General features: G+C 68.5%; 8 protein-coding genes and 1 pseudogene. 5 read left to right on the plus strand and 4 right to left on the minus strand.

Going from position 1 to position 12,284, the window contains the following annotated elements; all coding sequences use genetic code 11:
- Together AB0J46_RS49940 and AB0J46_RS49945 are read right to left on the minus strand one after the other, a co-directional pair.
- On the minus strand, positions 1 to 1,494 hold a 1,494-nt coding region (locus tag AB0J46_RS49940), incomplete at its 3' end, for an alpha-L-fucosidase (protein ID WP_364343893.1).
- A gap of 80 nt (positions 1,495 to 1,574) precedes the next feature.
- Complete coding sequence (locus tag AB0J46_RS49945) at positions 1,575 to 4,133, minus strand: glycoside hydrolase (protein ID WP_364343896.1); 2,559 nt, start codon at positions 4,131 to 4,133, stop codon at positions 1,575 to 1,577.
- A gap of 165 nt (positions 4,134 to 4,298) precedes the next feature.
- Here AB0J46_RS49945 and AB0J46_RS49950 point away from each other — a divergent pair, with 165 nt between their 5' ends.
- The 5 genes from AB0J46_RS49950 to AB0J46_RS49970 are packed head-to-tail and all read left to right on the plus strand — an operon-like array spanning position 4,299 to position 11,201.
- Complete coding sequence (locus AB0J46_RS49950; RefSeq protein ID WP_364343899.1) at positions 4,299 to 5,486, plus strand: ROK family protein; 1,188 nt, start codon at positions 4,299 to 4,301, stop codon at positions 5,484 to 5,486.
- 20 nt (positions 5,487 to 5,506) lie between these two features.
- On the plus strand, positions 5,507 to 6,802 hold the full coding sequence (locus AB0J46_RS49955; protein ID WP_364343902.1) for a sugar ABC transporter substrate-binding protein: 1,296 nt from the start codon (positions 5,507 to 5,509) through the stop codon (positions 6,800 to 6,802).
- A gap of 54 nt (positions 6,803 to 6,856) precedes the next feature.
- Positions 6,857 to 7,789, plus strand: a complete 933-nt coding sequence (locus AB0J46_RS49960) for a sugar ABC transporter permease (RefSeq protein WP_364343905.1) — start codon at positions 6,857 to 6,859, stop codon at positions 7,787 to 7,789.
- 44 nt (positions 7,790 to 7,833) lie between these two features.
- Entirely contained in the window at positions 7,834 to 8,643 is an 810-nt protein-coding gene (locus tag AB0J46_RS49965) for a carbohydrate ABC transporter permease (RefSeq protein WP_364343908.1), read from the plus strand.
- Positions 8,640 to 11,201 carry a beta-galactosidase gene (locus AB0J46_RS49970; protein WP_364343911.1) on the plus strand — a complete coding sequence of 854 codons (2,562 nt, stop codon included), beginning with the start codon at positions 8,640 to 8,642 and terminating at the stop codon, positions 11,199 to 11,201. The genes AB0J46_RS49965 and AB0J46_RS49970 overlap by 4 nt, the downstream gene beginning before the upstream one ends.
- On the opposite strand, the gene AB0J46_RS49975 is transcribed toward AB0J46_RS49970, so the two are convergent.
- Together AB0J46_RS49975 and AB0J46_RS49980 are read right to left on the minus strand one after the other, a co-directional pair.
- Positions 11,167 to 11,364: a hypothetical protein gene (locus AB0J46_RS49975; RefSeq protein WP_364343914.1), complete on the minus strand. Its 198-nt coding sequence runs from the start codon at positions 11,362 to 11,364 to the stop codon at positions 11,167 to 11,169. The two genes, AB0J46_RS49970 and AB0J46_RS49975, sit on opposite strands and share 35 nt — an antisense overlap.
- A 721-nt stretch (positions 11,365 to 12,085) precedes the next feature.
- Positions 12,086 to 12,284, minus strand: a pseudogene (locus AB0J46_RS49980) (IS30 family transposase); the annotation flags it as partial.

Below are 12,284 nucleotides of genomic sequence, written 5' to 3' on the forward strand. Positions count from 1 at the left end.
CTGCTGGGACTCGCCGTTGTCGCTCCACTGGAGCACGCCGGCCGCCTCGCCATCGGTGTTGCCGTTGTCCAGAGCCTTGCCGCTGCGCCGGCACATCAGCTTGTAGACGCCGCCCGAGACGATGGCCGGGGTGGTGGCCGGTTTGGGGTCTCCGCTGACCTCGACCACGACGACGGAGGCGTGCGCGTTCGGCGCGGTCGTGGGGACCGTGAAGTTGATGTAGCCGCCGGAGACCGTGTGGCTCAGCGTCCGGCCGGGCGCGTTGAGCAGGTAGACCCGGTTGATGGTGTTCTGGAGCGCGGGGATGCGCAGGCGTCCGTCGGAGGGCCAGTGGAACACGTGCGCGTAGAGCCTGCCCGGCTTCTTGGTGAACCGGCCCCACCATGGCTCCCATGTGAACGGGCTGCCGGTGGTGGCGTAAATGCTGTCGCCGTGGGTTGCCATCCACGTGCCGACAGCATCGAGAATGCCGGCCGACCCGGCGGTGACCGTGCCCTCGCCGGTGGGCCCGATGTTGAGCAGGTAGTTTCCGTCGCGGCTGACGACGGTCACCAGCTCCTGGATGATCGTGGTGAACGAGCGGTAGGAGTTCTCCCTGCCGGCGTTGTAGCCCCAGGCGCCGTTCATCGTGCAGTTGGTCTCCCACGGGCGTGGGAGGGCACGCGCGGGCACCATCTCCTCCGGGCACTCGAAGTCGCCCAGGCCCAGGCCGCGTTTGACGCGCTCGTTGACGATGAGGTTCGGTTTGCGGGCGAGCAGCCAGTTGTAGAGGTCCTGTCCGTCGGCCTTGGTCCACCAGTCTTCGAGGGTGGGGGTGGCCGGGTTGTCGCACCAGTCGCCGTCGAACCAGAGGATCGCCGGGTCGTACCTGGTCAGCAGTTCCTGCAGGTGGGCCTTCATGTCGTTGATGTAGGCCGTGCGGGCCGCCTGGGAGGACATGGTGGTGAAGGCGCCGTCCCATTGGCGGATCGTCTGCGAGGAGTGGTTCCAGTCCATGATCGAGTAGTAGAGGCCGAACCTGATGCCCTGCCTGTCGCACTCCGCTTTGAGTGCCGCGAGCAGGTCGGACTGGTATCCGGAGTAGTCGTGCAGGTCGTACTGGCGGGTGCCGGTGTAGTCGGTGAAGCCGGCGACGTTGGAGTTCCACATGGCCAAGCCCTCGTGGTGCTTGGCGGTGATGACGAGGTACTTCATCCCGGCGGCCTTGGCCAGGCCGACGATGGTCGCCGCGCTGAAACCGGTCGGGTTGAAGTTCGCCGAGACCTGCTGCTGGTAGTCGGCCTTGGACCAGTTCTCGTTGTTGAAGACCCACTCCCCGCGACCGGCGTAGGAGTAGGAGCCGAAGTGGATGAACATGCCGAAGCGGGCGGCGTACCACCAGGCCATCCGCGAGGGGACGGTGTAGGCGGCGGCAGGCTGCTGGAAGGCCGTCAGGCCGCCGATGGTGGCGGCGGCGGTGAGCGCGGCGGCCGTGAGAAGTTGTCTGCGGTTCATGGATGTCGACACGGTGACCTCCGAAGTGCCAGGAGATGGGGGGCGGAGGCCGGGGCCGTCAGCGCGGCCCCGGCCCGGGGTTACGCCTTGGCGAGCTTCCAGAGCTGGTTGGGATAGCCGTTGCAGCCGTACTGGACGACGTCGCCGCCTGGCGCGGTGGTCGCCCCGGTGACGTCCATGCATCTGCCGGTCGCATGGTTGGGGCTCACCCGGTAGTAGCCCTCGCGCTCGTAGGTGAGATCCCATTCCTGGTTGGCGCCCGTGCCGCAGGTCCACTGCACCACGTCCGCCCCGTCGGCGCTGGAGGCACCGGCCACGTCCAGGCACATGCCGGTGGCGTGCGCCGGCTTGAGCCGGTACCCGTTCGCCGTCTTCTCCAGGGTCCAGCGCTGGTCGGCGACGGTCGTACAGGGCCATTGGATGACGTCGGCGCCCGCCGTGGTGGCGCTGTCCCCTACGCCCAGGCACTGCTGGCTGTGCTGGGCCACGAGCTGCGCGGTGGACACGTCACGTCGCCAGCACCGATCGGCGCCGGGCGTGGTGTGGCCGAACACGGCCCCGGTGCAGGCGACGCCGCCGGTGTGCACGGCTCGCACCTCGTCGCCGTCCGCTCCGTAGCGCACCTCGGAGGTGCCGGTGAACGCGCAGATCTGGTCCTCGGTGGCGCACTGGGTCCAAGAGGAGTCCTCCACGACGAGCCGGTCGACGTTCCCCCAGACCCCGCCGCCCGGCGCGCCGCTCTGCCCCAGGACGCGTACCGTCAGCGTGTGCCGGCCCGCGGCCAGGGCGGCGCTGGACCAGACGCGCACGCCGTCGAGGCGGACGGTGTTGTACAGGTTGACGGTGGTCTCCGCGCCCCCGTCGACCGAGATCCCGACCTTGCCGCTGGTAGGCGCCTGCGTGGCGAACAGCGTGGCCTTGGTGCCGTGGAAGGTGTAGGCGGCGGTGGCGGCGGTGGCCTGCGAGGAGTGCTCGTCCTGGTCCCACAACCCGTACGCGCCGACCGCGCCGCCGCTGTAGCCGACGTCCGACCAGGAACCGGTGTACGTCGCGGCCGCGTCGTTCACGATCTCGGCCGTTGTGCCTGCGGCGTTGTGGCCGACGTTGCTCAGCACGTACGACACCACCGAGTTCGCGGGCACGGTGGCGGCCAGCGTGCCGGAGGAGACCGACACCGGGGCGAGCTGCGCCAGGTTCTCCGTGGCCGAGGTGCGCCACCCCTGCGCGCTCACGCCGGTCGTGGTGAACCTGCTGAGGTCGAAGTTCACCGGCAGGCTCTCGGCGGTGTCGTTGTAGGTGACCAGCACGAGCTTGTGGCTTACCGGGTCGAAAGCGGCGACCGATTTGCCGTTCCCCGCATCGATGATCTTGTACCCGGGCTTGATGAACTTGCTGTACTGGCCCAGCGTGTAGAACTGCTTCTGCAGGTCGTAGGTCTGCGCCGACCCGTCGAGCGGTGCCTGGATCAGGCCCCAGTATCCGGGTCCGCTGCCGCGTGAGCTGTCCTCGACGGCCTGCCAGTAGAGCCAGCCGTTGGCGCCGACATAGGACAGGTCGTTGGTGACCCGGGTGGCCAGTTCCAGACCGGCGTCGAGTTCAGAGGTGATGTTGTAGCCGCCCCAGTCGGCCGGGCCCCATTCGGACTGCCAGAACCGCAGGTCGTTCCCCTGGACGCGGTCGCGGATGGGGGTCGGGTCGGATCCGGCGTAACCGTGCGCGTTGACCTGGCCGAGTTCGGCGCGGGCGGCCGGGGACAGGGCGTCGTACTCGGAGACCATCAGCCAGTAGTTGTTACTGTCGGTCGCGGCGAGTTCGGTGTTCATGCCGCGCGAGTTCAGCGCCGTGCGCAGGTTGGTGAGGATGGAGCTCTGCTCGGCGGCGGTGAGGTAGGTGCCTTCCTGGTTGTTGCCCCAGCACCACCAGCCGTTCGAGGGCTCGTTGAACGGCTCGATGGTGCGGAAATTCACCTTGGGGCTGCCCGGCCCGTCGACACCCACGGTGGAGAAGCGCTGCGCCACCGTGGCCAGATAGCCGGCGAAGTCGTCCTGGTACTCGGGGCGCAGGTTGCTGTGCGAGCAGCCTTCGGGCGAGTTGTGGGAGTACCGGCCCGCCGGGTGCCCGCTGTAGGTCATCCACCAGGGCGCGGAGTTCGCGAACAGTTCGAACGTGCTCACCCCGCGCTGCGCGGCCTGGGCGAGGACCCAGCGCTGGTTGGCGTCGACGCTCCAGTCGTAGCTGCCATTGGCCTGGATGAGGCTGTCGATCCAGGCGCCGTTGCGCGGTGGCAGGTGCGGGTCGACGACCGGGTAGGACACGCCGGGCTCGCTGGCACCGGCGTTGTAGCGGGCGATGCTGAGATCGATGCCCTGCACGGTCTTGCCGTCGAGCGTGAAGGAGTCGGCGAACAGGTAGTCCATGAGCTGCGACCGGGCGGGTTCGCTCCATCCGCCCACGACGTCGCTCCACCAGGCCAGCGAGGTGCCGAAGCCCTGGAACTCGTCCTGCAGCACGAGGTTGGGGTTGACGGGCGAGGTGATCGCGGCCGCTGCGGCGGCCGGGGCGGGGTTGAGTGCGACGGCTCCGGTGGCCGCCGTCAGCAGCAGGCTTCCTAACAGGGTTTTGAGGGGGGTGCGTCTCATCTGCGCCTCGTGAGAAGAGGGGGTGAAGGTACGGCCGCCGCTGGAGAGAGCCTCTGGGCCGGCCTGGGATCACCGTGCATTATTACGAGACAAAGAACTAGTCTTGACATTAATATTTCCGACCCCAAGAATAACCGACCATCCACGACCTCAGGGAGAGCGCAGATGCGCACAGCGGCAGACATCCGCAGGATGAACTCCTTCGCCGTCGTCCGCAGCATCCACGCCGGCGGCGAGGCCAGCCGACGCGAGCTCGTCAGCCAGACCGGTCTGAGCTTCGCGACCGTCGCGGCCATCTGCACGAAGCTGCTGGAGCTCGGCATCGTCGTCGAAGTGGCCCGCCAGCGCGCGCCCGCCGGCCGCCCCACCGCGAAGCTCGCGCTCAACGGCGACCACGGGTTCCTGCTCGGCGTCGACATCGCCGAGACCTACGTCCACGTCGAGGCGTTCGACGCGGCCCTGGAGCCCATCTCCTCGACCGAGTACGACATCGACGCGCTCAACCGCAGCCCCGAACAGGTCGTCGAGCGGGTCAAACACGCCATCGCCGTCGAACGCGTCCGCCACGAGGGCCGCACTCTGCTCGGCGTCGGTGTCTCCGCCCCCGGCCAGGTCGACCAGGCGGGCGGCACGTCGGTGTTCGCCCCCAACTGGGACTGGCACGACGTGCCTTTACTGGCCCTGCTGGCCGACTCGGTCGACGCGCCCCTGTTCCTCGACAACCCGCTGAAGTGCCTGGCCATCGCCGAGATCTGGTCGCATCCCGAGCGGCGCGGCCAGGACTTCGTCGTGCTCAACCTCGGCACCGGCGTCGGCGCGGGCATCGCGCTCGGCGGCAACGTGCTGCGCGGGCGCATGAACAGCGCCGGCGAGTGGGGGCACACCGTGGTCGTGGCCGACGGCCGCGCCTGCCGTTGCGGCTCGCGGGGCTGCGTCGAGGCGTACGTTGGAGCGCCCGGGATCCTGCAGACGCTGCGGGAGGCATCCCCCGATAGCCCCTTGCTGCACGGCGATGATCAGACCGCGAGCATCGCCGCACTCGCCGCCGCCGCCGACGACGGCGACCCGGCGGCGATCGACGCCATCGAGCGGACCAGCCGCTACCTCGGTATAGCCGCTGCCTCCATCGTCAACCTGCTCAATCCGGACATCGTCCTGCTGGGCAGTTGGGTGGCCGAGCTGCTCGGCAAGCACTTGCTCGACCGGTCCCGGGCCCACCTGCGGGCGCACGCCCTGGCCGTCCCGATGGCGGCGGTGGCGTTCGAGCTGCAGCACCCACGCGGCAACTCCGTCAGCCTCGGCGCCGCCGCCTACGCCCTGGAGGGCTACCTCGACTCGGTCCCCGACGCCTGATCCACCATGAAAGGAAACAGATGTTAGGAAGGCTCACCCCCCACCGCCGCATCGCGGCTGTGCTGCTGGCCGCGGTCACCGCCACCGGCCTCAGCGCCTGCTCGTCCGAGGAACAACCCGCCGCCGGCGGCCCCACGTCCCTGACGCTGACCATCTGGGGCAGCGCAACCGACAAGACCGTCTTCGAACAGCGCCTGGCGCTGGCCAAGAAGGCGCTGCCCGACATCGACGTCCAGCTGGTGCAGATCGCCGAGGACTACGACACCAAGGTCCAGACCATGTTCGCCGGCGGCAAGGCCCCCGACGTGCTCATGCTCGCCGAGGCGGTCAACGTCTACTCAAGCAAGGGCCAGCTGGAGGACCTCACCCCGCATCTGAAGAAGGCGGGGGTCGACCCGGTCGCCCGCTTCGGCCAGGGCTCGGTCACCACCTACTCCACCGGCGGCAAGCTGTGGGCGGCACCCGATCGCGCCGGGGCGATGGTGCTTTACTACAACAAGGAGATCTTCGACGCCCAGGGCGTCCCGTACCCGGACGGCACGTGGGACTGGACGACGTTCCGCGAGGCGGCCAAGAAACTGACCGTCCGCGACGGCGACAAGGTGAAGACCTGGGGATACGCCGCCGGTGACTGGTGGCCGTGGATGATGACCTGGATGTACCAGAACGGCGGCAGCGTGCTCGACGCGTCGGGCAAACCCGTGGCGAACTCCGCCGTCAACATCGAGGCGCTGCAGTTCTACAACGACCTGGTGCTCAAGGACCGCTCGGCCCCCTCCCCCGTCGACTACGCCAACGCCGGCCTGGACAACGGCCAGCCCGACCCGCTGTTCGCGCAGGGCAAGCTCGCGATGGTGACGACCGGGTTCTGGAACATCGCCACGTTGAAGGAAACCAAGCTCAAGTGGGACATCGCCCCGCTGTGGCACGGCAAGCAGAACGCCGTGCCCGCCTTCGGCAGCGGCCTGGCGGTGGCCAGCCAGAGCGAGCACAAGGACGCCGCGGCCAAGCTGGTGGCGTTCCTGACGTCGGCCGAAGGCCAGGGCCCCATCGTCACCAGCGGCCTCGACGTGCCCGCCAACCAGGAGGTCGCCGCCTCCGACGCCTTCAAGAAGCCCGCCTGGAACACCACGGGCGTCAACCTGGCCGCCTTCACCGAATCCGCGCCGGCGATCTACAGCCCTCCGCTGGTACCCGAGTGGAACGAGATCCAGAAGGCGTTCACCGACGAGCTCGCCCCGGTCTGGAAGGGCGAGGACTCGGTGCAGGCCGGGCTGGACCGGGTCCAGCAGTCCCTGGAACGCATCGTCCGCTGACGCCCCGGCCGGGCATGCCCTGTGCCCGGCCGCCGCACCGGGAAAGGAAGGTTCATGGCGGTCATCGCCGCTCCCCTCCTACGCCGCGCCGGCCGCTTCCGCCGGCGTGAGACGTGGTCGTTCTACGCCTTCGTGGCACCGTGGATCGTCGGATTCGTGGTGTTCACCGCGATCCCGATGGTCGCCTCGCTCGGGCTGTCGTTCACCGACTGGGACTCGTTCCAGGCGCCGAACTTCATCGGATTCGACAACTACGTCGAGCTGTTCACCGAGGATCCGCTGTTTTGGGCCGCACTGCGCCACACACTGTACTTCGCGGTGGTGTCGGTCCCGTTGTCGCTGCTCATCGCCCTGTTCCTGGCGAACCTGCTCAGCCGGCCGTTCAAAGGCGCGCGTTTGTTCCGCACCGTCATCTACATCCCGGCGCTGGTGCCGCTCGTAGCCTCGGCGATGATCTTCCGATGGCTGCTGGCCCCGCAGACCGGCCCGGTCAACGGCTTCCTGGCGATGTTCGGCATCGAGGGACCGGCGTGGCTGCTCGACGAGAACTGGATCATCCCGGCGATCGTGCTGCTGTCGCTGTGGCAGGTCGGCGCCGGCACGATCCTGCTGATCGCCGCCCTGCAAGGGGTGCCCCCAGCCCTGTATGAGGCCGCCCGCATCGACGGCGCGAACCGGCGGCAACAGTTCTGGCACATCTCCGTCCCCTTGGTCACGCCCATCCTGTTCTTCAACCTGATCACCGGCATGATCGCCGCGTTCCAAGTCTTCTCCCAGGTGTACGTGCTCACCGACGGCAAGTCGGGCCCGTCCAACGCCAGCCTGATGCTCGTGCCCTACGTCTACGACAATGCCTTCCGCTACTACCACATGGGCTACGCCTCCGCGCTGGCCTGGGTCCTGTTCATCATCATCATGATCCTCAGCGCCGGCATCCTCCGATCGTCGCGTGGCTGGGTCTTCTACGAGACGGAAGTGCGTACGTGAACCCCCGCGTGACCCGGGCGGGCGGAGCCGCCGTCCGATACGCCGTGCTCACCGTGGTCTCGGCGATCCTGCTGGCACCGCTGGTCTTCATGGTGTCGATCGCCCTGTCGAGCGACCAGACCACGCGCGAGTTGTCGTTCAGCTTCCTGCCGGCCGAGTTCGAGTTCGGCAACTTCGTCGAGGCGTTCACCTCCGATCTGCCCATCGGACGGTTCCTGGTCAACAGCACTCTCATCGTCATCTTCTCCTGCGTCGGGATGACGTTCTCCAGTGCTCTGGTGGCCTACGGATTTGCCCGCCTGCGGGCGCCTGGCAAGGGCATGCTCTTCGCGCTGCTGTTGTCGACCATGATGATCCCCGCCGAGGTGCTGCTGATCCCGCAGTTCGTCCTGTTCCGCAACCTCGGCTGGATCGACACGCTGCTGCCGATCATCGTGCCGAACTTCTTCGCCAACGCCTACAACGTGTTCCTCATGCGGCAGTTCATCACGCGTATCCCCGCCGAGCTGGATGAAGCGGCGATGATCGACGGCCTCGGCCACTTCGGACTGTTCCGGCAGATCATCATGCCGCTGATGAAACCCGTGCTGGTCGCGGTGACGATCTTCACGTTCACCTTCAACTGGGGCTATTTCTTCGGCCCGCTGATCTACATCAACAGCGAGGAGAAGATGCCGCTCGCACTCGGCATCCAGGCGCTGTCGGCGACTAGCTCCGGCGCTCAGGCACCGCCCTGGAACATGGTCATGGTCGGCGCGCTCATCCTCATCCTCCCCATGGTCGCTGTCTACCACTTCGGCCAGAAGTACCTCTACGAAGCTGGCCTCGTCAGCGGAAGCGCAGGACTGAAATGAGATCTGTCGAACTGGCCGGCACCGAGCTGCGCATTGACGGCGTGCCACGGGTGCTGCTGTGCGCCTCGCTGTTCCCTTTCCGGGTGCCGCGCGAGCAGTGGCGCGACCGTATCGCCGCCGTCGCCCGCCTGGGTTACCATGCGCTCGACGTCTACGTGCCGTGGAACTTCCACGAGACCGAACCAGACATCTGGGACTTCTCTGGGCAGCGCGACATCGAGCACTTCCTTGAGCTGGCACGCGCGGCCGGGCTATTGGTGCTCGCCCGGCCGGGCCCTTACATCTGCTCGGAATGGGACGGCGGCGGGCTGCCGGCGTGGCTGCCGCTCACCGATGGGCTGCGGCTGCGCCAGAACGAGCCACGCTACCTCGCCGAGGTGGAACGGTGGTTCAGGCGGATCATGCCGATCCTGGCCCGCCACCAGCACACCCGCGGCGGGCCTGTGATGCTCGTGCAGGTGGAGAACGAGCTCGACTTCTTCGACTGCGACGACCCCGGCGGCTACGTCGAGGTGCTGGCCCGCTCGGCTCGTACACACGGCATCGAGGTGCCCCTCGTGGCCTGCGCCGGCCAGGGCGACATCGTACGCGCCGGCGGGACGGCGACCGACGTCGCCGCGGCAGTGAACCTGTATCCCGACGACGACTCCTCCGACGTCGAACGGCACGCCGCGCACTACGAGGAGGCACTACGCAAACAGGACCTGCCGCTGCTGGTGACCGAGACCAACCGGCTGCACCGCACGCTCAAGCGACTGCTGGTGTGCGGCGCGCGGCTGCTCGGCCCGTACCTGCAGGCGTCGGGCTGGAACGGCGAATACGGCACCGCCGTCAACAACTGGGGCGACGTGCTCGGCTTCATGACCCACGACTACGACTTCGGCGGCGTGCTCGACCCGGCCGGAGCCGAGCGGCCCGACGCCGTGGAAGCCCGGCGGCTGGCCGCGCTCGTAGACGCGCTCGGCCCGCGTCTGGCCGCGGCCGTCCCGGTCGGCGAGTACGGGCCCGCGTACGCGCTCGACCTCCATGGCGGAGGGCAGCTGCTGTCGCTGACCAATCTGGCGGACGCCGACATCAGCGCCGAGGTGGACGAGTCGCTCACCGTCACCGTGCCGGCGGCCAGTTGCCTGCTCCTCGTCCGTGATCTCCCGTTGCCCGGAGCAGGCGTGCGGCTCACCGCCACGGCCGAGCTCACCGGTCTCGCCGAGCGGCCCGGTGAGGCGGTGGCCACGTTCGCCACCCGGGGCCACACCGAGATCCAGCTGACGGTCAGCGGCGACTGGTCCGCACAGACCGAAGGCGACGTGCGGGCCGACACCCTGCGCGTGACCGGCTCGAACGGATCCGTGCTGATCACGACGGCGGTCGGCGCACTGAGGTTGGTGTTCGAACCGGCCCAGACTCCGCCGCCCGCACGGCCGACCACGGCGTACGCGGTGACGTCGGCCCACGTGTCCGGACCTGTCGGCGCCTGGCGCACCGTCACGGAGAGAACCGCCGCCCAGCCACTCGAACGGCTCGGCGTGTATTGCGGCGCCGGCCGCTACCGCACCGCCGCCGACCTGCGCGGCGTGACCGGGCTGGTACTGCGCTCGGCCGCCGACGTGATCGACGTGCAGGTCGCGTCGACCTCACTCGGCTGGGTCGCCAGCGGCGGAGGCGACCTGTGGCTGCCCCTCCCGGATCCCGCCCAGGACGCGGACCTGATCATCACAGCGCGCATCTGGGGCCACTCCAACTTCGACGACGGCCGCCTGCCCGCGCTCCGGCTCGGCTCGCTGCGCGGCATCGCCGGCGTCCTGGCCGTCACCGACATCACCCGCCTGTCCGAGGGATGGCTGGTCGGTCCGGACGCGGACCCCTCGTCCGCCCCACCGCCGCGTGGCGGGCTCGGCGGCTGGATGACGGCCTGCTTCCCGCAGACCATCCGCTACCGGCGCGTCGTCGACCGCCCCGGGCCCGCCGCGCTGCGGGTGAAGGAGGGTCAGGCCCGGCTCGACGTCGCGCTCAACGGAACCGTTCTGGGTACGATCACTCCTCTGACCCCGGTGCTGTGGCTGGACGACCTGCGTCAGGGCGACGAGCTGACCGTCGACGTGCACCGTGCCTGGGGTGAGCCCACTGGGGATGTCGAGCTGTTGCGAGGCCGCCTCATCGAGGGCTGGGACGTGGCCGCCCAAGGGACGGCGGAGCTGCTGACCGCCCGCCGCGGCGCCGACCTCGTAGCCGCTGAGCTGCCGGTCGCCGTACCGGCCGGTCAGGCGCGATGGCTGCACCTGGGCGATCTCGGCCCCGCAAGTGACGCGAACGTGACGGTCAGGTTCCGTGGGGCGGGGCTGCTGGCCACCGCCCTGGCCGGTGGCCGGAACCTCGGCCGGGTCTGGATCGGCCCGCCGCCCCCCGGGGCGACGCTCCGTGGCGGACGCGGCGACCTGCTCGTCATCCCCGCCCCATGGCTCCGCGACGGCCTCGACCTCTACCTCGAAAGCACCACCACGGGCATGGGTCAACTCGACGAGATCATCATTGACGGGCCGATCGACGCCCCGTCTGGATGATCCGCCGGGCGTCGTCGCGATCCTCGCTGTCCCTCAGATCGTCGGCGACCGCGGCCGATACGGCCAGCACCGCCTCGCGGAACGCCCGATCGTGGGGCACCACCTCGGCTTGCGGAAAGACGATCGGATCCATCGTGGTCCGCGGCGGCCAGGAGTCGCTCATGACGCCGTCACCTTCTTCTCCAGATGCGACCTCATCGCCGACCCCAGCCGTGAAGCACCGCGCAACAGGCCGGACCGATGAAAGGACTTCCTGGCCGGCACGCCAGGCGAATTCAGCGTGCTCGCATCGCTTCGAGCCGGGGGGCATCAGCGGTGGAATGGGTGATCATCACCGCAATCATCGCAGGGGTGGCGCTTGGGCTGGCGGCCGTGATCAAGACTGCGGTGGAGAGCCGCCAGGCCGACATCGTGACCGAGCTCAACGCCAAGTAGACGCTCGCATCAGTCCATCACTCCCCTGGGGCGCGGAGGCGGCACGGCTGAGAGTCGCCTCCTCGCTTCAAGGCGAACTCCGATGCGTCTGTTCGACGCCACGGCGCGCCTCACGCTGCGGGCTCTCTTTCGTCCCAGGCGAACATATGATCCCGCGCACATACTCGTGACCGCCCCAGGCCACACGCTCCGCCGCCCGCTTCAGCGCATGGTCTGGGGACGGCGAACGCGACCGGACTGGTAGCGATCTCGCACAGCCAACGCCTGCTCTCTTACACAGACGCCCGTGTATGGCTCACCCTGTGAAGTCAGCCCGACGCATTCTCCACCGACTCCAGGCCGGGCCAACGGCGCTCATGCCGTGCCAATCGCCGTCCTGAGCATTCGGGTCTCCTGTCCGTACCTGTCCGGCCTTGTCATCCTGCCTTTCTCCAGTGCACTTCTCGGGTTCAAGGAGTCGTTGCAACACTGCCTGTCAGCAAGCCTGGACGCTCGTTGAACGCCTCGGCGGGAGTATGCCAGCCGAGTGTTTTTACGGGGGCGGCTGTTGAGTGTGGCGGCGACTGCATCCAGATCGTTTCGGCTGTGCCTGCTGAGGTCGGTGCCCTTGGGAAAGTACTGCCGAAGCAGACCATTGGTGTTTCGTTC

The sequence above is a fragment of the Nonomuraea sp. NPDC049758 genome (assembly GCF_040674635.1).
Classification (GTDB): domain Bacteria; phylum Actinomycetota; class Actinomycetes; order Streptosporangiales; family Streptosporangiaceae; genus Nonomuraea.